17 protein-coding genes are annotated in these 26,243 nt (G+C 43.5%); 7 read left to right on the forward strand and 10 right to left on the reverse strand.

The window, feature by feature from the left end:
- The first annotated feature begins 162 nt into the window (after window positions 1-162).
- The 3 genes from BET10_RS19615 (at window position 163) to BET10_RS19625 (ending at window position 6,361) form a co-directional block, all read left to right on the forward strand.
- On the forward strand, window positions 163-3,504 hold the full coding sequence (locus tag BET10_RS19615) for a LamG domain-containing protein (protein ID WP_070987585.1): 3,342 nt from the start codon (window positions 163-165) through the stop codon (window positions 3,502-3,504).
- A gap of 135 nt (window positions 3,505-3,639) precedes the next feature.
- On the forward strand, window positions 3,640-4,749 hold the full coding sequence (locus BET10_RS19620; RefSeq protein ID WP_070987587.1) for an ATP-binding protein: 1,110 nt from the start codon (window positions 3,640-3,642) through the stop codon (window positions 4,747-4,749).
- A 145-nt stretch (window positions 4,750-4,894) separates the two neighbouring features.
- The gene (locus tag BET10_RS19625) at window positions 4,895-6,361 is read left to right on the forward strand and encodes a flavin monoamine oxidase family protein (RefSeq protein ID WP_070987589.1); all 1,467 of its coding nucleotides are present in this window, start codon (window positions 4,895-4,897) and stop codon (window positions 6,359-6,361) included.
- Window positions 6,362-6,543: 182 nt separating this feature from the next.
- Here BET10_RS19625 and BET10_RS19630 read toward each other — a convergent pair whose 3' ends face one another.
- The 10 genes from BET10_RS19630 to BET10_RS19670 form a co-directional block, all read right to left on the reverse strand.
- Entirely contained in the window at window positions 6,544-7,503 is a 960-nt protein-coding gene (locus BET10_RS19630) for a permease (protein ID WP_070987591.1), read from the reverse strand.
- Window positions 7,504-7,556: 53 nt separating this feature from the next.
- Entirely contained in the window at window positions 7,557-7,847 is a 291-nt protein-coding gene (locus BET10_RS19635; protein WP_070987593.1) for an ArsR/SmtB family transcription factor, read from the reverse strand.
- A 314-nt stretch (window positions 7,848-8,161) separates the two neighbouring features.
- On the reverse strand, window positions 8,162-10,858 hold the full coding sequence (locus tag BET10_RS19640; protein WP_139158586.1) for a PKD domain-containing protein: 2,697 nt from the start codon (window positions 10,856-10,858) through the stop codon (window positions 8,162-8,164).
- 267 nt (window positions 10,859-11,125) lie between these two features.
- Complete coding sequence (locus BET10_RS19645) at window positions 11,126-12,436, reverse strand: MFS transporter (RefSeq protein WP_070987595.1); 1,311 nt, start codon at window positions 12,434-12,436, stop codon at window positions 11,126-11,128.
- 170 nt (window positions 12,437-12,606) lie between these two features.
- A complete protein-coding gene (locus BET10_RS19650) occupies window positions 12,607-14,370 on the reverse strand; it encodes a DUF4153 domain-containing protein (protein ID WP_070987598.1) in 1,764 nt (587 codons plus the stop codon).
- A 114-nt stretch (window positions 14,371-14,484) separates the two neighbouring features.
- On the reverse strand, window positions 14,485-16,437 hold the full coding sequence (locus tag BET10_RS19655; RefSeq protein ID WP_070987600.1) for a methyl-accepting chemotaxis protein: 1,953 nt from the start codon (window positions 16,435-16,437) through the stop codon (window positions 14,485-14,487).
- Between the two features lie 14 nt (window positions 16,438-16,451).
- Window positions 16,452-16,589: a hypothetical protein gene (locus BET10_RS21645; protein ID WP_170829187.1), complete on the reverse strand. Its 138-nt coding sequence runs from the start codon at window positions 16,587-16,589 to the stop codon at window positions 16,452-16,454.
- A gap of 101 nt (window positions 16,590-16,690) precedes the next feature.
- Window positions 16,691-18,004 carry a sigma-54-dependent transcriptional regulator gene (locus tag BET10_RS19660; RefSeq protein ID WP_070987602.1) on the reverse strand — a complete coding sequence of 438 codons (1,314 nt, stop codon included), beginning with the start codon at window positions 18,002-18,004 and terminating at the stop codon, window positions 16,691-16,693.
- Window positions 18,001-18,540, reverse strand: a complete 540-nt coding sequence (locus BET10_RS19665; RefSeq protein WP_070987604.1) for a hypothetical protein — start codon at window positions 18,538-18,540, stop codon at window positions 18,001-18,003. Before BET10_RS19665 ends, BET10_RS19660 begins: the two co-directional genes overlap by 4 nt.
- Window positions 18,533-19,972, reverse strand: coding sequence for a HAMP domain-containing sensor histidine kinase (locus tag BET10_RS19670; RefSeq protein ID WP_083330618.1), 1,440 nt, complete (start codon window positions 19,970-19,972; stop codon window positions 18,533-18,535). Before BET10_RS19670 ends, BET10_RS19665 begins: the two co-directional genes overlap by 8 nt.
- Before the next feature lie 312 nt (window positions 19,973-20,284).
- Between BET10_RS19670 and BET10_RS19675 the strand changes: the two genes are divergently transcribed.
- The 4 genes from BET10_RS19675 (at window position 20,285) to BET10_RS19690 (ending at window position 26,136) form a co-directional block, all read left to right on the forward strand.
- Window positions 20,285-20,509 carry an EF-hand domain-containing protein gene (locus tag BET10_RS19675; RefSeq protein ID WP_420820131.1) on the forward strand — a complete coding sequence of 75 codons (225 nt, stop codon included), beginning with the start codon at window positions 20,285-20,287 and terminating at the stop codon, window positions 20,507-20,509.
- A gap of 63 nt (window positions 20,510-20,572) precedes the next feature.
- Complete coding sequence (locus BET10_RS19680) at window positions 20,573-20,794, forward strand: EF-hand domain-containing protein (RefSeq protein WP_070987608.1); 222 nt, start codon at window positions 20,573-20,575, stop codon at window positions 20,792-20,794.
- 11 nt (window positions 20,795-20,805) lie between these two features.
- Window positions 20,806-21,012 (forward strand): EF-hand domain-containing protein, encoded by a 207-nt coding sequence (locus tag BET10_RS19685; RefSeq protein ID WP_070987610.1) that lies wholly within the window; start codon window positions 20,806-20,808, stop codon window positions 21,010-21,012.
- Between the two features lie 183 nt (window positions 21,013-21,195).
- Window positions 21,196-26,136, forward strand: coding sequence for a phosphorylase family protein (locus BET10_RS19690; RefSeq protein ID WP_070987612.1), 4,941 nt, complete (start codon window positions 21,196-21,198; stop codon window positions 26,134-26,136).
- Window positions 26,137-26,243 lie beyond the last annotated feature (107 nt).

The following is a 26,243-nucleotide window of genomic DNA, read 5'->3' on the forward strand; positions in this document are numbered from 1 at the left end:
ATTCCTTGTCAAAAATTCTTACAATATTAAGCCTTACAAAGTGTAGGTGTACTACGATGGTTTGGTTAAAATTATTCTCTGACCTAAGTTTATTGGAATAAAAAATCTAAAAATAAAATATATTTTACGTTTTGAACAGTTTTAATATAAAAGGATTATAAAATGACGCTTCTAACTTCCCATCGCTCACTTGTGGCTGCAGGTATAATTTGTTTACCTTTTTACAGCTTGGCCGACTTATATAAAGTCACTTTTAGTGGCTATGTCAGTGAAGTAAAAGACCCATATTCACTGGTTACTAACACAATTAAATTATCAGATCCTATCGTGGGTGAATACTGGTATGACAGTCAGATGCATGACTTAAGCAGCTATCCTAACTATGTGGCTGAGTCTCAATCTGCGGGTATTCGCTATGAGGCAAAAATCGGCAATGTGTCTCTGACAATGGATGAAACTCAACCAAAGCTAAGGCTGGTGATAGACCCACACAATGCGGGCTCTTACTTAGTGATACCGAGCAATACGCGTACTGATAATAACTTGTCTGTACGTAATACCTACCTTTTGACAGAGTTTGAGACCAATAATCAGAGCGTCGGCGATGAACTGATCCCACTTGTATATGAGCAGTGGATGTCGCACCGCTTTCATTTGCGTCTGTTCGATGAACAAAATCCAGCCACTGTTAATAACAATACTTGGGTTGAAGGAACCATTACAGCAATTCAAACCGAGCCGCTATGCTCGTCGACCAATACCGTGCAACTCAGTCATGAAGAGCGTATCACCCTAGATGGTAGGAGTAATACGGTAGAAGGTAAGGGAAATGAGTCACTTAATCCTGCACAGTTGTTGGTACCTGGAACGGTGTTATGTGTTAAAGGCGCGCCTGAGGGCGCCAGTCATGAGTTAAGAATCGAAAATGTAGCAGGAACAGCTGAGGCTCCCATTACCGTGATAAATACTGGTGGGCAGGTGGTATTTAAAAACCTTGATAGCAATGGCTACATCGATACTGCGATAGAGGTGCTAAATTCCCAACATTTGCATATTACTGGCTCTGGTAATCAGGCGTATGAATATGGCTTTAAGATTGACGGTCGCGTCGGTACCATTCGCAAAGGTGTTGCTTATTACAAACGCAGCAGCGACATCGAACTGGATCATATTGAAGTGGGCTATACCAGTCAATCTGGTCTTAATTTAAAAACCTTTAGTAATTGCTCGGATGGCTCAGTGCCCGCACGCTATGCAGAGCAAGGCGAAACGCCACAATTTTACGACGCTTACAATGAGCCTTTAGTGCTTCATGACACACCAGAACAATATCAAAAAGAGCATATGCATGACTACAACAACGATGGTGTGGTTAACCATCTTGATGCTAGTTCCAAAGGTGACATGACCTTTTACAATGCCAGCTATCACGATAATTACATTCACAATACAGGCACAGAAGGAATGTATATTGGCTCTAATGGTAGCTATCGGCTGTACAAAGCGAGTGAACATGCCGACCCATTTCATTTACCAGGTTCAGGGATGGGAGGTAATGAGAGACGTATTTGCCAGTACTATCAAATACCTGACCAACAGCAGCAAGTCGCATTTGGTGATTACAACGAGCCAATGGCGGGGCAGTTGGTTGGTGTAAAAATATATAACAACATAGTTGATAGAACGGGCTGGGATTCAATCAACGTCAAATCTAGTGCCGTTGATTGCGAAGTTTTTTCCAACCAAGTGACGAACTTTTCGACTAAGAACTATAACCGTGATCAAATAGGCGCCATCAGTTTACAAACTAATACTCATTGCGATGTATACCGCAACACGCTAGATGGTGGAACTGAAGGTGGTTATGGTATGGGAGTTCATGCGCCAACACTTGGGGGAGTGATTGCTAACAATGTGATCAAAGATGCGGGTAAAGGTGGTCAGTATGGTAAAGAATCCGCTATTCAGGTGCGTTTTAACACGGACGACGATCATCATAAAATGTACGACGAGCAAGATCAGCACATTCCTTGGCAGCAGATTTACCAAGGTAAATCACACCATGTGATTAATAACACGATTATTAACCCCGTAAAAGAAAGTGTTGATTTTCGCATATATAGAGAAACACATTCGGTTGCGAACAACTTAATCATACCAGACAACACGCCGATGGATGTGGCTGGAGATGTGATTGTGGCCTCCAACCTCAATGCATCTGCTGATACTTTAGAGGGCGGAAATGATGCTCCGTATGCCCTTAAAGTTGGGACGGCTGCACAGAATACTGGTACCGACATGCCTGCAGAATATGGTGTCGAGGCCACAAGGCTAACGACGGATTTAGTCAACATCACTCGGCCATTGCAAGGGGCATATGACATTGGCGCGCTTGAATACGTCACGCTAAGAGTGTTAATGAACGAGGGCGGGCGTGTTGTTAGCAATCCTGCGGGTGTTGATTGTCCAAAAACATGTGGTGGTGTGTTTGATACTAATCAGCTAGTTACTTTGAGTGCTATCGCCGACAGTACCCACGATTTTCTCGGTTGGGAAGGGTGCGATCAGGTGGCTAGTGGGCGCTGCGAAGTGATGGGTCACAAGCTAGTTAAAGCACACTTTGCGCCCAAAGTTGTTCGGATCAGCACGTTTAGCGGCGCACACGGTGATATTTTACCCAATGGGCCTGTGTCGATCGCACGTGGCGATAGCCAAACCATGACAATCTCTCCTGCGCCTTTGTATCAGGTATCATCTTTACTGGTGGATGGAGAGCCTGTGCCTGTTGCAAGTGAGTATCTATTTGATAGCGTGAGTGAGAATCACGTGATAGAGGCGAGCTTTAGTTTTGATTTAAACTATGCGGATTTACTGCACCTGACACTTGATGATGGCTCAGGTAACACCGCTGTGAATAGTGGCACTTTAAGCGAAGTCAATGGTGTGGTAGACGGTGCTACCTGGGTGAATGAAGGTCATATTCAAGGCGCGTTAGGTTTTGATGGTGATGATTATGTGAACCTATTTGCGCATGAATTGATGGATGTTAACCCCCAGCAACATAGCTTTACTGCTACCTTGTGGTTTAAAACCACCCACAGTGGTGCCTTAATTTCTAAAGTTAAAGATGCCACCTCAGACGTTCAGTTCTATTTGTTTGCAGGAAGTAATGGTGCACTGTATGGCAGAGTGGGCTTGGAAGACGGCGCATATAGAACGATTTGTAGCAGCTCAGACACAATTGATGATGGACAGTGGCACTTTGCTGCGCTTGTAAACGATCACAGCACAGGCTATTTCAAAGTGTATTTAGATGGTCAGCTTTTGGGGAGCAAAGTGTCTGGCTTTGTGCCAAGTAATGGCATGGATATTTTGATAGGTGCACGACGTAGTGGCGATAATCAATCAACGGGTAATCACTTTACTGGGGATATAGATGATGTGCGCTTTTTCAAAAAGGCCCTTGATGAAAGCGAGATTTTGGCTCTTTTCAATGGTCAATGATTGAGCTTTAGGCTAAGCCTTGGCAGCTCAAGTTAATTGGACTGCATTTTGGTTTTGCTACCCGCTATGCTGTTTTATGGTTAATTATGTATACTATGCATAATTAACCATAAAACAGCATAGCGGGTAGACTAGATGAAAAAAATCAATTGGCATTTTCAACGAAAAGCACTTGCTGAGTCATATCTACAAACAGTATATCAAGGCGCGGTGAGCCGTATCGCGCTGCTTGATGTACGCAGAACGGGTAAAACAACATTTTTGCTCAAAGATCTTTATCCTATTGCTTTGGATAATGGTTTTATTCCCGTCTATGTAAACCTTTGGGGAGAGCCTGAAAATCCAACGCTTGCTATTACCCAAGCACTTAGTAGCACACTGAATGTTTTGAATCAGTCGGTAAAGGGCAAACTAAGCGACATTGCCAACTCAGAGATTAAAAAGCTAGAGGTAGGCAATAACGTATTTGGTAAAGCCACCATAGAATTTAGTGATAGCAACGCGCATAAGCCAAGCCAATCCGAGCTATATAAAATCAATCAACTAGTAGAAGCATTATTCAATAAGTGCGGAGATAAGGCCCTGATTATTATTGATGAAATTCAACACCTCGCTTCGTCAGAGAAGTTCTTATCGGTGCAGCATGCACTGAGAACCGCGTTAGATACTTATAGCGACATCAGTGTGGTATTTGCCGGATCGAGCCGTTCGGGCGTGAATGCTATGTTCACCGATAAAGATCGACCATTTTACGACTCAGCATTTATGATTGACTTTCCAAGGCTTGGGGATGAGTTTGTAAAACATTGCTGTGACACGCTAAGCAAGCACTTTAACTTGCATTATGACCCGTTGGAAGTTGGCGATTTTTATGAAGAGATAGATAAGTCTCCGTTTTGGATGATGAAGTTAATGACTTATTTGATGGCAAATCAAACGAGCCTAAAAGAAGGTCGTGAGTATATTAAAGCGTTGATGATCCAAGATGGTGACTTTGAAAATCTTAAAAAGCGACTCAGAGAGCTAGATATCGCAGTATTAAGTTTAATAAAAAAAGGCTGTACTGCTTTGTATAGCACTAGCACTATTGAAAAATTAAGTAAAATAACCAAGAGTGACATTACCACCTCGGCGGTTCAGACAAGCGTTAAGAAGCTGAAATCTATGGTGATTATTTCTCAGTATGGTGAAAAGTACTATATCGAGTCACCCGGGTTTATTAAGTACTTAGAAGATAATATGTAATTTATTATAAATTGATGTTGAGTAAATTTTATTTTAACGTCTTATTATATTATAAAATATAGTTTGGTATTTCGTGTTTGTTATAAATATAATTTATCGCCACTTATTTTAGGCGTTTTTTATATTTAATAATGAGGATTTAACAATGAAAATTTGGAAAATGGACTTTTTCCGAAGTACTTTCACATCTTTACTACTATTGCTGCTAAGCGCATGTGGGGACAGTTATGAAATAGGCTACCCTGTCGACTCTCTAAACCCGAGTACCAAAAAGACGGCCATTGTTGTTGGCGCTGGTTTATCAGGGCTAAGTGCAGCCTATGAGCTTGAACAGATAGGTTTTGAAGTGACCGTATTAGAGGCTCGTGACCGTATCGGTGGACGAGTCGCGACGCTAGAAATGGGCCAACAAAGTGGTGAAATCGGTGGAGAATTTATCGATGGCGTGACCGTTCACAAAGAGCTTCATCGATACGCCAGTCTGTTTGGCGTCGAGTTGGCAAGCACAGGCTATGAAGGGGATATCCAAAGCGGTGCATATTACATCGATGGTCAGCTGGTGAGTTACGGTGAATTTGACGCATCGTATAATACCTCAGTAGTTACTGATTATTATCGGTTTTATGATGAGTTAAGCTTATTGGCGGATCTGGTGCCTGATCCCGAGAGGCCCTTATTGTTGGATGCGGCTGCTGAAGTAGACAAGCGTGATGTGCAAAGCTGGATAGATGAATTGCAGCTAGAGTCGAGCGCAAAACAGCTTGCAGAACAGTTCGTCAGAGGTGAGTTTGACGAGCCTAAAGACCTATCACTGCTACATTTGGCCCAATATGCAAAGGTATATGAAAATGTCGCTGATGATGATGTGGAGTCATTTCGCTTCTTAAAAGGTGGTCAGGCTATGACCTCGGCGTTTGCGAACAATATTTCGGGCGACGTTTTACTCAATCAAGCAGTCACAGACATCCAACAAACTGACGATAAAATTACCGTCACAACGGTCACTGATGATACTTATACATCGGATGTGATAGTCGTCACAGTGCCTTTAAAAGTGCTGAATAACATCACCTTTACCCCTGCGCTGCCAGAGCAGTTAACACAAGCTGCTGAACATATTAATTACGGCACACACTCAAAGGTACTGCTGCGCTACAGCAAGCGTTTTTGGTTAGATCACAACCTCGGCGGCGACACGGTAGTCGCAAGCCTACCAACGGGCTGGACTTGGGAGACTACAGAGCGTCAAGGCGGCGAGGGCGGTATCCTGATTGCTTATACATCGGGCGATTTTAGTAAGATGCAACAGCATTGGAGCGACCAACAAGTTATAGATACGCGACTTGCTGAAATCGAGCTGATGTATCCCGGGTCATCACAATATTTTATCGAAGCTAAATCTCAAAACTGGCTAAATGAGCAATGGACGAAAGGGGGATTTTTAGCCTATGGACCAGGTCAAATGAGCGCCTATTGGGCGTTGTTTAAACAACCTGTCGGGCGAATTTACTTTGCTGGTGAGCACACAGATACCCTATACCTAGGCTACATGGAAGGAGCTGTTAGGAGTGGTGTAAGAGTTGCGAAACAGATCAGCGAACTGCCATTGTAATAAGTGTCTAAAGTCGGGTATCACATATTAATTATCTGATACTGAAAACTCTAATCTGCAGGCACCTTCTAACGTCAAGGTGCCTGTCTTGTTCCGCTCAATCCCACGTTGCTGGCAGTCATGATTATCCCAATGAGCCGCCTTCAAAGTCACTGTCAATGGTGATCATAATGTTTCTCCTGTTATCTCAAGTTCAAGAATTCGATACCTAAGCCCGTTAAACAGGCGGTGGTAAATACCAAAGTGATAAACGCGATGAGTAATGGCCAGTGGAATAGCTTTTTGAGCATAATCATCTCAGGTAAGCTTGCGCCCGCGCCCGCGATGGTTAGCGACATCACCGCGCCTAGGCTTAACCCTTTTGCAACCAGTGATGCGGCAATGGGGATCATGGTCGAGGCTCTAACATACAAGAAAGTACCTATTATGGCGCATAGTGGGATCATTAATAAAAGATGGACATTTGCCAGCGCACTAAACAGCTCAGTGGGCACAAAACCATGTAAAGCCGCACCAACTGCAACACCAATTGCCATGTATGGCAGCATCATAGTTAATTGCTTGAATGCACCTTTAGAGAGGGCAATGAATGGGACCATTGGTTGTGGCTTTTTGGTGGTTTGGGGATCACAGCAGCTAGATGGCTTTGTTTGACAAGTCGTCTCATTGCTCGCTTTGCCTGTCTCATTTGATGTGGATGCAAACAGCTCTTCACGAATAAAGCGCTCAAAGCCAAAGCGCTGCATCAGCATGCCAGATAGCAGTGCCATCGTTACTGCAAAGAAAGCGTAGCATAGCGTAATACTGACGCCGAATGTGGCCCAAAGTAGGGCAATGATAAATGGGTTAAGTAGAGGGGAGGTAAATAAAAAGGCCATAACGGGGCCAAATGCGGCTCTGGCTTTGAGCAATCCAATCATCATTGGCAGTGTTGAGCAGCTGCAAAACGGCGTAACTGCTCCAAGACCAATGGCCACGGAATAGCCACTGTTGCCAGACAATAGCTGGCGCACTTTTGCTGTGGGTAGATAGTGATTAACGACACTGACGATAAAGCTTATCACTAAAAACAGTACTGTGAGTTCGGCAAAGGTGGATACAAAAAATGTGAGCGCACTTTGCCATTGTTGATAAGTAAACATAGAACCTCCTAAATTTTATATTTCTAGAATATTCGAAATATAAGTTAAATTTTTTAGTCGCAGCCTTTACAGCACTCTTCAGATAAGAAGGCTATAAGGCGCTCAAGCTCTTGATATTGCGCTTGGCATCGTAGCACACGACCTTCACGGGTCTGGCTCAATAACCCCACTTTCACCAATCGAGAAATATGATGAGAGAGCGTTGAGCCGGGTATATCTAACTTTTCTTGAATAGCAGACACCGCCAAGCCGTGGTGGCCTGCGCGTACTAAAATTCGGTAAATTTCGAGTCGGGTTACATGCCCAAGCTCTGCCAGTTGGTTGGCAGCCATTTCTATTTTCATAACACGCAGTGTAAGGCAGGAAAAACGACAGATCAAGATATTTCTAGAAGTATCGAAATGTTTGCTTTTGTTAAATACCGAATAAAATTTCAACCAATTGAATTTAAAAAAGAATTAATAAGGGCTAGCAAGCCAACCGTTATTGTTCTGTATGAAGGTTTATCAGGAGTAATTGGCATAAAACCAAGCAATGGGCAATAGGGTGGTGTTATTTATCGGCTACTGTTTGGTAATTTAGGGCTGAGAAAATGTATCTAGAACGTTATCTTGAAGAGAAAGTTGAGGGGCCATCGACTCGATGGCCCCACAAGAGATTAGTTACAAGAACTATACTTCTCAATATATGTGTTGGGTAAAGCCGCCGTTAGCGCCTCTATTTGTTCACACTCATAATAGTCGTACTGATATATGCTTAGAAATTCAAGTTGTGTTAGTGAATGCAGTGGCGTCAAATCCTCTAGATTCGTGTAAGACACATTTAATCTGGTCAAATTAGTAAAGTTTGCCAATAATTGCGTGTTTGACAGCGAGCTTCCAGATAAATTTAGGTACTCAATATAAGGGGCATTAAAACCTTGTAAATCAAGCGTCGCATCGTTTTCTGAGATTGTTAATGACTTCACAGCTTGAGGTAGAACAAGCTCATCCAATGTGGTCAATTGACCGTATGATATTGATATGGAGTTTAAATTAGATAATTGCTCAATATCAAAGCTATTCAAAAGGTCAAAAGCATGTTCTGTAGACAAGGATATGCTTTCCAAGTTACTGTACTGCTCCATGCCCGCCAGTGATAAAATGTTGTTGCTGTTGTAAAGTGACAAATACTTCAGTGCAAGCGCATCATAGTATTTATTATTACGGATAAACGTCTTTAGATTTTCATCCTCAATAAGGCTTAAATCTACCAAGCTCTCGATACACTGATTTGAAAGCTCAAGTAATGTTGTATCAGCGAACGTGGTATGTAATGTTTCTAGATCGGCACATAGTACGTAAGGGCTTGAATATATAGCTAGAAACTCCAACTTGTTAAGGCTTGCCAAATCAGCTACATGGATAAGTGCCTGAAAGTCAGATAGCGTCAACTTCTTAAGCTTGTCTAGCTGTGATATTGGCGTGATATTTGTAGCTTTGGAGTTTCGGATCTCTAGCTCTTCTAATGCTGAATACTGAGCTAATGCTGTTAAGTCTTCGATATGCGAAAAGCCATTTAGTCTTAAGTTGGTCAACGATGAGCTGGCACCTAAATTAGCGAACGTAACCTGATTACCCTCATTGTAATAGCTGTGGTTGACAATCGATAAATCTGTAAGCTGTGATAATGCACTAATGTTTGGCAACTCATTAATATCACGAGAATGAATGAACAGATATTGTAGCCTTGTCAGATCAGAAAGGCTGCTTATGTTGGTGAGCTCACCCACTTGAACAGTTAGCTTTTCAAGTTGACTTAACTGACTAAGATTTGCCATGTCCAAAGAAGAGCCATGTGTATTTCTATACAGAATATTTAAGTGAGTGAGTGAAGTAAGCTGCGCAAGCGCTTCGTACGAAACCGCACCATGTAGCGAATCAAGGCTGAGTTCTGTTAGCTCAGGTAAAAATGCAATCCAACCGATGTCGATAATTTGAGGGCTGTTGCTAATCATCAATGAAGTTAGATTGTCTAAATTAGCCAAAAAGCTTAGCGTAGTTAGATTGCTGTCGTTTAGCGCGAGTGCAGTAAGATTGGTTAGAGAGCTTAACCCAGACGTATTCTCCAGTTGAATTCCACCGATAGACAGCGTTGTTAGCTCCGAAAGCTCTTTGATAGTATTGACATCAAACGATCTATTATGCTGATAATATTCAAATTCTACTGCTAAAGACGTCAGCTTGGTGAGATTCGCAAGGAAACTGAAATCTTCAAAGTAAATTTGTCTAAGTGCTAGTTTTTCTAGATCAGGAATTAATGAAAATGCCGTTGGATCATTCACATTGAGGCCCGCGAATGTGACTTCCTTTATATTTGGCATTTTTGCTAAGAAAGACAAAGCATTAACGTTGCTCGTATATTCTAAGCTCAGCTTTTCTAACTGAGAGAATGAAGATAACGCACTGGCGTTATCAACTCCGAATTTTGACAAATGTAGCTCGGTTAGCGATGTTGGCAGCTTCAATAAATCTAAGTTGTTGTAGCTATAAGCATCATTATACTGCAGCGTTAATGACGTTAGGTTTTGAAAATTCGTGAAATCAATGTCTGGTAGATCGGAATTTGTATTGACGTTGATCGATAGTGACTTAAGCGCGGTTAAATTATTTAGCGCAGAATAATCCGTGGTAGGGTTATTATGTAGCGTTAAGTTTTCTAGCTGCGTGAGTGTCCCAAGCATTTCTAGACTTTCAAGCTGAGTATTTTCAAACTTAACTGACACCAGTTGTGTAAGTGTCTCTATACCTGCCAAAGAGCTAATAGGCGCGTCAGTACACTCAATCGCAGTTGCACCCATATCTAGTTGTGCGTCGTTCATACACATCAATAGGGCTTTGTCAGTGATAACGTCCGCAGAGGGCTGAGCGTAAGCGTTTATGGCTACAACAAACTCTTTGCTAGTGGTTTCGTTGTCATCATCAGTGACACTTAATTTAAGTGTGATGGTTTCATCTTCGGTTAAATCGGGCGCAATGAACTGAACAGTATTCGTGTCTGTGCCAGATAACTCAACTGTGGTTCCTGCAGTTTGCTCCCAAACGAAGCTCTTGATTGAACCATCATCGTCAGACGCTTGTGCAGCCAGTGAAAACACGTCTCTTTCTTGTGCTTCTAGCCCTTGTGCTGCCAATATGACTGGCGCTTTGTTCTGCGGCTCTGGCTCTGGCTCTGGTGCTACAATGACGGGAGTTTTTCCGTCAGATGTGTCTGGAGTTTTATCGCTATTGCTTCCGCTCCCACTTCCACCACATGCCGTTAACGCAAGCGTTAGCATTGATAACGCTAATCCCTTAGTGTTGAGTATCTGTTTCATATTACCCTTATAGCTTTGATTGTTGATAAATTCGAAACGAGCATTGTATGCTTTTTAGGAAAATCTGTACAGTATAAGGTACGAACAAGGTAATACTTATTGTGCTAAGCAATACATAGGCAGATGGTATATCAGAATACGGAACCGACATTAATAATGAGCGACAAGGTGTTATTTGAGGGAAGGCAAATCAAGAGTTATTGTTTTTAATAGCTGTATAGACCGGACACAGTCAGACGAGATTGTGTCCGTGATTAATGCTTAGAATTAATTTACTTTATCTGTTTGCTTATCATCGGGTAAAGTGGTCGCGTCAATATCTTCATCTTCATCAACAACGAGCAGTTGCTCTTGCGCTGTTTTTTCTTCAATACGCGGGTCTAAGGTAGCAGCGAGCGGAGAGCTGGTGATATCAGAGGTCGCTGCAACATAGTCGCTGGGTTCTGGCTGCTCCGCTTTTTGTCGTGCATTGATGTAGGTTAATAGTGAGTACATCACAACCGTTAGCATCGCAAATGAAGCATACAGTGCATGAGGGCCAAAGTGGGTCATTACTTGAGCTATACACGCTGATCCAGCACTGGCACCTGCACCAAAAGCGACTAATAGAGAAGAAGACACTCCTACTCTGTGCTCATCATCAACGCGAGAGTTAGCTAGTGCAGACGACAACGGATAGAGTGTAAATGCAAACAAACCAAACATAAATGTGAGCCAGTAGCTCAAAGGAGCTTGCGTTGGTAAAAAGAACAGTGCTAACGACACAACACCAATAACCAATGCATTAGTTCGCAACAGAATACTACGTCGCACTCTGTCTGACAGTATTCCCATGGGCCACTGAGCAAGCAGGCCTGCGACTATGGTGACAGACATATACATGGCAATTTCTTTGGCATTTAACCCCGCTTGACTGGCAAAGATTGGGGCTAGGCCATAAAAGCTACCATTGATTATCCCAGCAAAACATACTGCGGTTAATGATTGCGGTACTCTTTTGAAGTAACCCCATAAACTGACCTGTAAAGGTTTAAGTGGTTTTGGGTGTATTCTACGAGTTATGGAAATGGGCACGATGCCAAACGACAAAGCAATACAAATAAGAAACAGTGGTGCGTAACCTAACTGCGGGAATTGTGACAATGCAAACTGACCTACAACCATGCCAAAATAGGACGTTAGCATATAGAACGAAAATACCCGTCCACGTTGCTCTGGCGCTGCTTGTTCATTGAGCCAACTCTCAAGCACCATGTAGTTACACATCATTCCTAAGCCTACGACAAAGCGCAGTACCAACCACAGGTAGATATTGTCACTAATGCCGTGGCAGGCGACGCATGCGGTGACTATGGCTGTGCTGGCAGAAAACGCTCTAATATGGCCGACAGATTTAATCAAGTGATAGCCAAGTTTGGAGCCTAGTAATAAACCTATGTAATAAAACGAAGTGAGTAGTCCAATCCAAAATGTTGAAACATTATGTTGGCCGAGATACAAAGCAAGGTAAGTGGTCAGCAAACCCGTACCACCAACCAAGAATAGGTTCGTAAAATATAACGATGGAAATGATTTCATAAAGACAAACTTAGCTGACCCATTAATCGTGCTGTAAGTGGTTAATAATAGGAGTGAAATGAAAGTTTTCCAAGCAAAACTCTCTACCAGCTAGGCAAAACTGATATTTAAGTGATTTAGGTCATTTTTCAATAGGCGCTGAGTAAAAGTCAGCGCCTTAAACTCATGACTCAATATTGTGACACTTTCAAGGGTATACCGTTTACCTGAATATCTTTAAACTTGGCAGGTGTGACTTGATAATCCCCAGCCAGCAATGCCTCAACTAGCTCTTTGTCACTTCCCTGTTTGGTGTAGTTAAAATACATGGATTTTGTGAGCCATTTACCTTCATCTAAATAAAATAGCGGCAGCTCAAAGTAGTTGGGCCGTTTCATAATCAGCAGGTATTCGCTTTGTTTATCACCGGTGAGCTCAACAGGTAGTAAAATCAATCGTGAGCTGTTTGCTATTGCTGAGCTATTCGTAATGGCGTAATTTTGTAATGCACTTATCAGGGCAGGTTCAAGCGCCGATTTTGGCGTTTCTCCTCTTACCTCTAATGCGTTAATGAGGTTAGCTACTTTGGTTTGAGTACTTTCAGCGTTTGACTCGTTTTGAGTTACGCTGTTTAATGCCGCCTCAATCCTTGCGCCCAATTGAGGGTGTTGTTCGGTAAAATGGGCGTCTATTTCTTTGAGTACATCTCGTCCTGCCACACCTAACTCATGGGCAAAATAATATACGTCAATGTCATCAACTGGCGTAATACCCGCGTGAATTCTGGCAAGCTGATTTTGTGCACTAAGTTGCTTAAAATTCAAAATAGGTGATTGGCTGATAAATAAAGCAACGATCAAGAGCAGTCCTAAGCGTGTGTTGATGGTTGCGAGTGAATCAAGCCAATTGCGTGCATTGGTAATGATGCTGATGCTGTAGCAGGTGAGATATAAAGTGAGAAATACCCACATAAATATGGCCCATAACCTGCTGATACTTAGCCCATACTGTTCCACTCTTAGCCATAAGCCATAGCCACTGATGGCCAAATAAATTGGTAAAATGGCGATGCCAGCAAGTATCAGCAGATAGGCAATACGGTGCATTTTTGGTGCTTGCTTAGAGTCTTGAAAGGCAAGGTTTAGAGTCACTAAGATTAATGCGGTTAAGACGAATACCAAGTTGCTGCCACCATTGTCCCAAAGGGCTGTTAATCCTACATAGGCTATCGCCACTAAAAATACTGAGCTCAGCAACAGTAATAAAGGCAGTAAAGCAAATGACAGTGTTTGGATCAGTTGATTGGCAGTGCTGACAACCTTGTTACTACGGCGGATTTTAAGCACCCCAATTGCGTGGGCCAAAGAGAGTGTCGGGTAGATAAACCAAGGCTCGTAAAATATGTCTTTAAACAACGTGATATTAATCTTGTTGAACAATTCGGCCCATAACACAACGATAAGCCACACCAGCAAAGTAAAAATACTGGCGAGCGTAACCGTAATGAGCAAACGACAGGTGTTGCTAATAAGTCTGCTGTAGCAGATTTGCCATTGATGATCTTGTAAATGAATTGATGAGGCAAAAATAAACACTTTGAAGGTGAGTAATGACATCACCGCTGCAAAGCCCATGCCATGTAGCGCCAAATCGGGGTACTTAGGGTGAAGGGTTTGGCTGCCCACATAAACCCCAAATAGCGCTGCGATTAAAGTAAAAGTAATAACAATGTTGTAAAACACCCGATGAGAGTCTTGATTAACACCGTATATCAGTATCGACGGGCCAGTTAAAAGTACCGCATAGCAAGCAAGTAATAGTGAAGGTGAGCTCGCAATCGGCCAATCAAAACTAAAAGCTTGGTGTAACAGCAGCAGCCCTAAACCTTGTAATAGAGCGCACAGTAATAGCCAGTTCCCTTGTGATTTACTGTAATCAGTGGTGATGTTTTGCAACGTCTACTTCCTTTTATAAACAGCTAAAAAATTGATTCTAATCCGTTAAAAATTAATACAAAGTGACAAATAGAGTACTCTTTTGTCACTTTGTACACACTTTGATAGTTATCCTTAATCAATGTGAAAACGACCGACCAGCTGATCTAAACTTTTTGCCAGTTCAACTAGAGACTTAGCACCGTCCGATAAGCTATCCGATGCTTGGCTTACTTGGGTAACAGACTCTGTAAGGCCTGCGATTTGGTCGTGAGTTTGACTGGCAGAATGACCCTGTTGTTGCGCATCATGAGCGATTGTACTGATCAAGTTTTTCACTTTGGTCACGCTGCTTGCGATGTTTTCAAAGGCCTGATGGGCTTCCTCTGATTGTGCGATAGCCTCACTGGATGCGGACACGCTTTGTGTCATTGTGGTTGAGACAGCGCGTGTTTGTTCAATCAGTTTAGTCAGAACCAGCTCGATTTCTTGCGTCGCGTCGTGTGAGCGTTGCGCTAGGGTTCTAACTTCATCTGCAACCACCGCGAAACCTCGGCCTTGTTCACCTGCTCTTGCTGCTTCGATTGCTGCATTTAGCGCCAGTAGGTTGGTTTGTTCCGCAATGCCACGAATAACGCCTAAAATATTGGTAATATTATTACTCTCACTCTCTAGCTGGGAAATCTCTGCCGCCGAGGCATCAAGTGAGCTATTAAGCTGAGCAACCTGCTTAACAGTATTACTTATCAAGGTATTCCCTGAGAGGGTAAATTGGTCCGTTTGGGCAATTTCATCCAGAGAGCCTTGGCAGTTGTCACTGACATTTTGTGCCATGTGGTGGACCGACTCAGTATTGTGCGCCGCCTGATTTGCGGTGCCTTGTTGATTGCGACATTGACTGCGAATGTCGTTGATTTGCGTCTCAAAATGCTGTGCCGAACTGTTGAGCGTATGGGCATTTTGCTGGATGTCTTTGACCAAAGAGTTTATAGAGTTTAAAAACTGGTTAAACCACGTTGCAAGCTCGCTGATTTCATCATTACCGATTACTTGCAAGCGTTTAGACAAGTTACCTTCACCTTGGGCGATATCTCTTAGCCCTTCAGAAACGCGTTCGATGGGGAACACTATTTTGTTCGCGAGTGTAACGGCAATCACGCCAAAAATTACCAGCATAACAAGGGCTATCAGGGTAATGCTCCACGACATGCTGTAAGCCGATGATAGAATCTCATCCTCATCTATTACAGCAACAAAGCGCCAGTTGAGTGTTTTAGAGTGGTACACCTTGGCGTCAACGGTTTTATTCGCCATTTCTACGCTGATATAGGGTTTCTCACCAACCGTAGAAATTTGCTCATAAAGAGGGTTATTCAGATCATTAATGTTTTTGAAGTTGTTTTCGGGGCGTTTGGGGTCTGCCAAAATTGTTCCCTTACTATCTAGCAAGATCAAATAGCCTGTCTCACCCAGTTTTATGTTGCTAACAATATCAGTCAAAGTAGAGAGTGTGACATCTAATGACTGTACGCCTGCAAACTCACCACCTTTAAAAATACCCGTGGCAACTGACACCATAGCCTGACCTGTTACCCCTTGATAGGGTTCGGTGATAATGACGCTTCTAGGGGATGCCTTGGCGTTTTGATACCAAGGGCGTTTGCGGGGGTCGTAGTTTCCCAAAGGCTCTGCTGGATATTGGATGAACCCGCCTGATTCGGAGCCTAAGTAGACGAACAATAACTCGGGGTGTGTTTGTCCAAAAGCGGTGTAGAACTCAAAAATTTCACCTTCTTCGGCAGAGTTTTTAAGCGGTGTCATGGGTTTTTCAGCACCAAAATATTGGGTGATATTATTCGGCATGTTACTGACCGATTTATGCTGAGCCAAAAACTTTGCATTGTTTTTCATTTGATCGAAGAACAGTACGAAAGTGTTTTCTATCTGGCGTATCTCACTGCTAGAAAAATCTAAAAAGCTGTTGAGTGACTCATGCTTGGTTTTTGAGATGCTGACCGCGGAGATGGCTAGAATAGGCACGATAACAGTGAGCAAAAAACTGACGATTAGTTTTTGGCGCATTCTCATAGGGTGCTCCTGTATTACGGGTATTTTTGTTGATGGATTGAGTTTTGATTTTTGTTTGCTTTACCATCTAACAAAGGGTTGTCATTGAGTGTGTTTACTGAATAACCTTGATTACAGCAAGTGTATTCAAGCGCATTGAACCACTTTTGCACGATGGCTCAATGCGTTTTTAGGCTAAGTGCATGTATGTTGCCCATAGCGTTTGTTACAGTATAGATACAATAACGACTAACGCCCAGTTTCGCTATATTTTCTAGCAACTTATTTGATGTTTTTTGAGCAGCTTATAAAAGTCAGATCGATTGCGCTGCGCCAATTTGGCAGCTTCCGCTACATTGCCCTGACATAAAGACAAAACTTTTTGAATATAGTCATACTCAAACTGCTTTTTGGCGTCATTTAGGCCCTTAAAGCTGGCTTGACCAAGTTCGGGGATCGCGTTTTCAATAATATCAGCGGTGATCAGTTTACCTGAACTCAGTGCCACTGCATGTTCAACAATGTTATTGAGCTGTCTAACGTTGCCGGGCCAATGGTAGTTAAGCAGGCATGTCATCGCTTGCGGGCTGATCACTTTCTGGCCACCACTGATACGGTTAACAAAACGATTGGCCAGCAGTGGAATGTCTTCGGGGCGATCTTTTAATGCTGGCAGATGAATAGACACCACATTGAGTCGATAGTACAGATCTTCTCTGAACTCTTTATCCGCGACAGCTTGCTGGAGATTTTTATGGCTGGCAGAGACAAATCGAATGTCTACACTTTGCTCAACTTGGCCACCGACCGGACGCACAGTTCTTTCTTGTAACACCCTCAGTAGCTTGACTTGCAGGTCCATTGGCATATCACCTATTTCATCTAGAAATAATGTACCGCCATTGGCGCTTTGTACTAGGCCCACTTTATCTTGCATCGCGCCCGTGAATGCCCCTTTTTTATGGCCGAATAGCTCCGACTCAAGCAAGTGAGCGGGCACAGCCCCACAGTTAATGGCAATAAATGGACCATCACAGTAGTTACTGGCTTTGTGAATGGCATTCGCGGTGACTTCTTTACCCGTGCCGCTGGCGCCTTGAATGAGAATATTGGCTTGGCTAGGTGCCAATGCTTGTATATGTTGTACAACCTGATGCATGGCTGTGCTTTGATAGACTAAGCCATGAAAGTGATTGCGATTGGTCGCACCATCGCGCTTTTTGTTATTTTTTAAGGTGTTTTCGATAGCTTCAAGTAATGCCTTGCTTTCGATGGGTTTACTTAGAAAACTTACAAATCCCTGCTGCATGGCGTCAACCGCATCGGGGATTGAGCCATGGGCGGTCATCATGATCACAGGCAGGCCAACATGGTTCTTTTTGATATTTTCAAAAAGCTCAAAGCCATCCATGTGGGCCATACGTAAGTCAGTGATCACCAAGTCGACCACACTTTGCTGCAAGATTTGCAGCGCTTGAGTACCTCTGTGTGCGGTGAGAACGTGATAATTGTTCGCTTCTAAACGCATCGCTAACAATTCAATGAGTGATGCATCGTCATCAACCAATAAAATAGTATTTCTGCTCATTGTTGTTCTCCTAATGGGTTACTGTCAGTTTCTGTATCAGTATGAGAGGGGGATAACAGACGTTGTTGCTCTATTTGCGCCAGTTTTTGCTTGAGGTTGCTAAGTGCCAACTCTACGCTATGTAAAGCATTTTGCTGTTCGGTTAATTGCTTTTTAAGTGCAATATTCTCAAGCTTGTACTGTCGCAACGTAGTGATATGTTGATGCAGCATGGCAAAATAACTCAGGTAATCCTGTGGCCAGTCGTTTTGTTGGTGTAACTGTGCGATGAGGCGCAGCTGAGTTGTGGTTGAGCGTGTCGAACAAAAAGCTTGTAAAAACTCATTGAGTTGTAGGTAAGCTCGATAGCCAACAAGCTGTTTGGCTGTGCCGTTGTCACAAGCACTTTGATGTGCTGTGACTAAAGTCGTCAATGGCGCAAATTCAGATTGTTTGCTGTTACTCGGTCCAACAAAATTGACATGACCAACCGATGAAGAAATGGCCTGACATGCGGACAAAGTACATATCATTAGTATTGTTATTAGATTACGCATTTGTCGGTGCTCCATAGCTTGGAAATTGGATACAGATATGGCAGCCTTGCTTGGCATGCTGCCACCTTATCGTGCCTTTTAGCTGCTTTACACATTCGGACACAATGGCTAACCCCAGACCGCTACCAACATGATTTTCGCTGTGTTTGCCACGGTAAAACGGTTGGGTAAGTTTGTGTTGTTCAGACAGCTCAATACCCGGCCCATCATCTTTTACGTCGATAAAGACATCGTTATGAACGACGCAATATTTAACTTCAATGGTTGAGTTGGCGTATTGCAATGCATTACCAATCAGTTGTGTGAGTATTAACTTCACGGGTAAATAGGGCAGGCATGTTTGCTCACTTTTATCTCGCCATTTTAGTTCAATGTTCGATTCATCAATTTGTAGTGCAAAGTGTTTTAGTAATTCGTCTTTTATATGGGCGAAAGGGTGCTGTTGTTGCGCCAGAGGATGGCTTGCAGCACTGTAGTTGAGCAAATCATCAATCAAAGTTGCTAAACGGGTCAAAGCGCCATCCATGATGTTAATAATACGCTGTTGAGGCGATGAAATCGCACCAAAGCTGCCGCTTTGCAGCAAGCTATTTCCTTCGGTTAATGATGCCAGTGGGGTTTTCAGCTCGTGGCTTACGTGGCGCAAAAAGGTCTCTTTTTGTTTGTGACTGCGTTGCAATTCTTCTCGCAGCCAATCCAGTTCTTTACCTAAGGCCACAAATTCTTCACTGCCATGTAAATTAATTGGCGTGTCAAAACGGCCTTCACCAAGCTGCCAGATAACCTCTTCAAGCGCACTAAGCTGACGTGTCACTCGGCGGATCACCAATAAACTGATCACAACCAACAGCGGGATAAGGATGAACAGCCCAAATAAAAAATACTGGTTAAGTTGAGCGAGCTGTTGTGCTTGTCGCTCAAGTTTTGCCTCTAGCACATTCTGAAATGGTTGCTCTATAGCCAATAGTTGTCGCTGTAATTGCCCGTAGTCTACTTCTAAAGCTTGCTCACTCGGAGTGAGTAATTGTAACTGTTGCCATTTGGCAACCAGTTTCTCAATTGGGTATGAACTTTTTAAAAAATCGATGCGCTTTTTGGTGGTTTGCCACTTGCTTTCAATACTTTTTTGCAGCTCGGCGTTATTGAGCAATTGATTATTGAGATGTGCTTTCTCAAGTGCCGAAATATCACTTTTTAAGGCATTGAAAGAAAGTATAAGTAGCTGATTTTTATTATATATCTCGTTTATTTTTTGTTGCTGATGCGCTGTTTGTTGAGCGTACCACAGGGCTAAAATAACAATTGGAACGAGCGCTAGCAGCATCGCCAGTCTAGCCTGTTGACTGAGTGATTGAGAAAAAAACTTAGATGGCGAGTTTTTAATCTGCGCGAAGTGCAGGATTTTAGGCCATTTCAAACGTACTGTACCCATGAGTTGCTTCCTTCAAAACCGTGTGTCGCCAAAATGCAACAATCTAACTAGTTGATAAAATTGAAATTTTAAAGTTAGGTTGAGTGGTGTGTTGCTATTAAGCAACAGCCAGCCTTAATTGAAACTGAATTATTTGCAGGTGTTTTTTATAACTTATTGTTTATAAATGGAATTTTAATTTTGGCATCAAAGTTGGAATAGTCACAGCGAACACATTAACCGCTCACAGATTGGCGACATTAGATATCAGCCGCAAACGGTCACCAGCGAGTAGGCGCTGAGTTGACTTTGAGCAAAAAAATAAGGAATCAGATGATGAAAAACAAGTTTATCACAATCGCATTTTCCGCTATGGCTGCATCAGCAACGGCTCAGGCTTCTGAAGTATTTACAGCATTAGATGCAGATAAAGACGGTGCAATCAGTCAAAGTGAAGCACAAGCGTTAACAAGCTTAGCGGCTAAGTTTAAAGAGCTAGACGTAGATGCAAATGGCTCACTAAGCGCTGAAGAGTTTGCTAACTTCAAGAGCGAGTAACAGTTTACAGCTCCCCTATATCAAGCCCAGATAGCAGTATAAAAATATAAATTGGAGTACAACATGAAACTAACACACGTTTTTACTTTGACGTCAGCTTCTTTAATTAGCGCTGTTGCTTTTGCAGCAGACCTAACATTCCAAACACTAGACAGTGACAATGACGGTGTGATCAGCCCAACAGAAGCACAGGCTTCTGAGCAACTTGCTAAACAGTACCGTGATCTGGACAGCAATAAAGACAACGAACTTACCCCAGTAGAATTCGCGCAATTTAAAAAATAGGAGACGTGGAGATGAAAGCAATTAATGCACTTATGGCATCAATGCTAATGATGAGCAGCGCAGGCGCAATGGCTGCAAACTTTGCAGATTTTGACACTGACAAAGATGGCGTGATCAGCAAAAGCGAAGCATCAGCTTCTGAAAGCTTAATGAAAGTGTTCAACGAGTTAGACTCGAACAAAGACGGGGAACTGTCAGAGGATGAATTTAACAAGTAACCCCTAGGAGAGTTTTATCTCGTCCCAAAGCCTGGCCTTGCCAGGCTTTTTTGTTTTTGTGTTATTCTCAAAAATTAAACAAATTGTTTGAAATGAGTTATATCAAACAATTCAAGCAAAAAACTCTTGACGATTGAACAAGTGCGGTGTACTTTTTAAGCATTACTTAAAAAGGAGTCTGCCATGCCTATTCTTAAACCCACCCTAGCACGTAACGCTGTCGATAAAATACGAGGGTCACTTAAGCCCGCGTTTGCTAAAAAAATTGATGAATTGCTCGATATTTTAAGCCCAGAGGGCACCGTGCAAGTGGCAGATATTCACGAGCACTTGTTTGTGTTTAACACGAGCGCCTCGGCAAATGCGTCGTTAAATCGTTTGATTTCACAGCTAAATGAAAAGTTTGAGGAACAAGGCAGCTCAGTAAGCTTGGAGATCACGGCAGATAAAAAATTGGCAGGCAAGCGTGAGGTTTGGTTTGAGGCGCAGCAAACAGAGCTTCCTAAACCCTACACCAAAGAGCTGGACTCCATCGCAGAAGCGGTATTGACGACAGATCAACAGGCCACCTTTGTTGATAAGGCAGATATTGTATTGCTGACTTTTAACGAGCACGAGCTACAACAGTGCTTACAAGAGTTTGGCTGTAATGGCGCTGAGCAAGGCTTGGTGAAAAAAGACCGTCTGTACTATCGACTGGGTTTGGTCAGTGGTCACAAAGTGGTATTACTGCATTCAGCACAAGCGACCATAGGTGCACTGCAATCTGCTGAAGCAGCAATTGCTGCGTGGCAGCCCAAGGCGGTGATTGCAGTGGGTATTGCGTTTGGTATCAACAAGGCAAAGCAAAATGTGGGTGATGTACTGGTTTCAGAGTATTTAATTCCATACGAGTTGGCGCGCGTTAACCCTGATGGTAGTAGCCTACTTAGGGGGGCTCGCCCCGCGGCAAGCCATAAATTACTGATGGCATTCAAACAGCTTCACCATCATTTGCTAGCAAGCAAAGCTCACGATTTTCCAGAGCTGCGTTTTGGCGGGATGTTTACCGGCGATAAACTCATTGACTCAGCGGGCTTTCTAAACGACCTCAAAGGTCACGCCCCAGAGGCCATTGGCGGTGAAATGGAGGGCACAGGGCTTTACACTGCTGCTGCTCGCGCCAATTTAGACTGGATTGTGGTCAAAGCCATTTGTGATTTTGCCGATGGTCATAAAAACAGTGGCAGCAAGGAGCAAGATCAGGCTTTAGCAGCCAGACACGCGGCAAAAGTTGTTAAAGAAGCGTTGGCGCTTTGTTCACCTTACCCTAATAAACCAGACGGTGAGTTCCCACCTAAAAAGCCAGAAGCAGATATCGGGCCCGATAGGTTTGAAGCGCTTTGCCATGATTTAAACAATACTGATTTCACGGTGGATGATGCATTAGCGGTGCAAACATCGCTCAATAAAGCTGAATTACATCGTGATGATGAAGCCCCAGAACTTGGTGGTATGCCTTTGCAACAAGCGCTGATGGAGTGGGTTTTTCGTGATGATAAAGATGCGTTTGCTTTGCTGGGCGAATATGGCATGGGCAAAACCATAAATTGCCAGATGTTTGACCAAGCAATGCGCAAGGCGCATCAGGATGATAAAAACTACCCCGTTTCATTGTATTTTGATTTACGCCATGTTGAAAACCTAAGCGATGCTAAGGTGCCCAATATTGAAAAAATCATCGAAGATTGTGTACAGCATGGTTGGTTTGGCACAGCGGATCACAGCAAATTTACGCTGCTGGATATTGAGCGCTGGGCAAAACAATTTGGTGTACTGTTGATTTTTGATGGCTTGGATGAAGTGTTGGTCAAACTCACCGATAATGGTGGTCAGCGCTTTACTAATCAATTGTTTAAGTTTTTAACCGACTTAAAACTACGTTTGCCAGAACAAAATATCAAAATGTTGTTGTCGTGCCGCACTCAGTACTTCCCGTCACTGCACCAGCAGATTGATCACTTTACCAATAGTGAGCGGGGCGGCTATAAAACTGACAGAATTGAAGCCATGATTTTGCTGCCCTTTAACGAGCAGCAAATTATCACCTACCTGCGCCACAGCCTACCCGGCCTAGACCCCGATGATATTCTGGCCATGATTGCCTCGGTGCATGATTTAACTGACCTTAGTAAACGCCCCTATACCTTAAAGTTGGTGAGTGAGTTGATCCCACAAATTGAGCAAAAGCGTAAGCTTGGGGAAAGCGTCAGTGGTGTGGGGTTATACCAAATGATGGTAAACCGCTGGTTAGACCGTGATGATGGTAAGCATCATATTAATCCAGCCCATAAAAAGCTGTTGGCATCCCATTTAGCGGCGTTTTTATGGCACAAAGGCCAGCGTGCACTGCCTGCCACAGATATTCAGGATTGGTTTCATCAGTGGTTAGTAGAGCAACCCTCGCTGGAAGCCCGTTATGGCAAGATTTCGCCTGAGCTGCTAGAAGAAGACTTGCGTACAGCCACCTTTTTAAGCCGCGACGATAGAAAATCAGATAGTCGTTTTCGCTTTGCGCACACCTCTTTGCAAGAGTTTTTCTTAGCCAATTACTTGTTACATGCCATAGAAACTGAGCGTCCAGCGCTTTGGGCCATGAGCCAACCAAGCCAAGAAACCTTGGCGTTTTTGGCTCAGTTGTTGGCTGAGCCAAATAACAAGCACTTGCTGCAAAACCTCAGTGGTTGGAAGCGGGAATACCGCCCACAAGTTAGCGAAAATATTTTACACTTTGCGCTGTTGTCACAGCGCTTAGGGTTTACCCCACCCAACTTGGCGAGCATCAACTTAACTGGTGCTAACCTTGATGACTTGGAAATTACTCCAGATACTGAACTGTCTTTAGTCAATGCGGATTTTAGCGGGGCCAGCTTGCGCCGCGTTAAATTTGCCAACCTAGTGTTGCACCGTGCTAAATTTACCTACGCCAACCTCACCCAAGCCAGCTTTGAGCACTGCCAACTAGTAGGCAGTAACTTTAGCGGTGCCAACCTTACCAGCTGTATGTATTATCGCAGTAATATGCAAAGCGTAGACTTAGAGGGGGCAAGTACACGCCATACGCAGCAGTATTATTGTGCGCCGCAACCAACGCCAACCATTATCAATAAGCAAAAACATCTTCACACTTTACACGCTCAAGTTACTCAAAAGATAGAACTGTCCGGCCACTCAGGAGCAGTACTTGCCTGTGCGGTATTGGGGGATGGTATCACTGTGGTGTCGGCATCGGCAGACGGTACTTTAAGGCTTTGGAACAGCCAAACTGGGGAGTGTTTAAAGGTACTTCAAGGGCACCAAAGCAGTGTTACTGCGTGTACTGTGCTTGGTGATGGCCGAACTATCGCATCCGCGGGTGGCAATGAGTTGCGATTATGGGATAGTCGCACGGGTGAATGCTTAGAAGTACTTAAAGGGCATAAGGAGGAAGTTCATGGCTTTGCGGTCTTGGGCGATGGAACAACACTTATTTCTGCAAGCTACGATGCAGAGCTGCGAGTATGGAACACCTGTACGGGAAGTTGTATCCGTACAATAGCAGCACATAAAGGCTCTGCGTTCGGCTGTGCTGTGTTAGGTGATGGTAAGCGACTTGTCTCTAGCGGCTCTGATCATGTATTACGTATTTGGGACAGTGAAACTGGCACCTGCCTACAAACATTGGTCGCCCATGCTGATCCTGTGCTCGCGTGTGCGGTGTTGGGGGATGGTGAAACCATCGTCTCGGCAAGTCGTGACTGTACGTTAAGATTGTGGGATAGCCAGACTGGGGTTTGTCTACAGACTATTGATGTAGAGACTACCATCGATTCAATTTCTGTATTAGGGGACGGTGTTACCGTCGTTTGCTGTGGTCGAGGTGGCGCTGAATTGTGGAATACCGATACAGGAGAGTATGTACACACATTAGGTGTGGAATATAGTTGGCTAACTGACTGTGCGGTATTTGGGGATGATAAAACACTCGTGACAGCGAGCCATGACGGACAATTGCGGGTGTGGGACAGTGAGCAAGGGCGTTGTTTAACTATGTTAGGTAAGGTTTTGCGAAACCAAACAAGGTTTAAGAGGTTATCGGATGAACGGTTCGCTGTCAGCGACAGTTTTGGGGCAACTCGACTGTTTGATACTCATACAGGTACATTTGGAGAAAACATAGTAGGGCATAAAGCAGTTATTTGGGATTGTAAAATGCTGGATGATGGCGTGACTTTAATATCAGCCAGCCTAGATAATACTTTGCGAACATGGAACGCCCAAACTGGAGAATGTTTACGAATTTTTGTTGGGCACGAAGATGATGTTAATCACGTTGAAATGTTAAGGGATGGCGTGACTTTGGTATCAAGTAGCGATGATGAGACATTGAGGCTGTGGGACAGCCGCTCTGGCAAGTGTATCAACGTATTAGATGGGCATGACGGGGCGGTCATAGGTTGTATTGTTCTAGGTGATGGGCAAACACTGGTGTCGGGCAGTTTTGATGATACATTGCGGGTTTGGGACAGCACCTCAGGGCAATGTTTACGGGTACTTAAAGGGCATGACAGTGATGTAAACTCTTTTGCTGTTTTGGGTGATGGGGTAACGGTTGTATCGGCCAGTGATGATGGCACACTTCGAGTGTGGGATAGCCAGACGGGAGAGTGCTTACACCTTTTACGTGGTCATAGCAATCGAGTAATGGACTGTGCGGTATTGGGTGATGGAGTGACCATAGTTTCGGTCTGTAACGATAGTACAATGCGAATCTGGGATAGCAACACAGGAACATGTTTAAAGGTAGTCGATGAACTTGGGGTGAGGTTAAGCCGTTGTTTTGTCCAAAGTGACGGTAAAACTGTGGTGTTAGTTTCTGAGCATGATCACTTATACTACTGGGATTCCAGTACGGGAGAGCACCTTCGTACCCTTTATACCCTGCCTGATTCTGGCTTTGTTGATTGGGATGTTAAAAATACGCGGGCAACAGCTGCCAGTGATAACGCTTGGTATTATATGAATTATCAAGTAGAGCTGGATGGTAAAAGCACATCGGTGCCATTTTTTATGCCGGATGAAGCAACAAAACAGCTAGCGTCTTAAATCGTGGGCTATGCTGTGAAAAATACAAGATCTGCTAGGTACTTAGCAGATCTTACATGTCAATTAGCGTTTATCATGCAAGTGTGACTGTGAGGCCTGATAAGTAT

It is taken from the genome of Pseudoalteromonas amylolytica, from assembly GCF_001854605.1.
Classification (GTDB): Bacteria; Pseudomonadota; Gammaproteobacteria; order Enterobacterales; family Alteromonadaceae; genus Pseudoalteromonas; species Pseudoalteromonas amylolytica.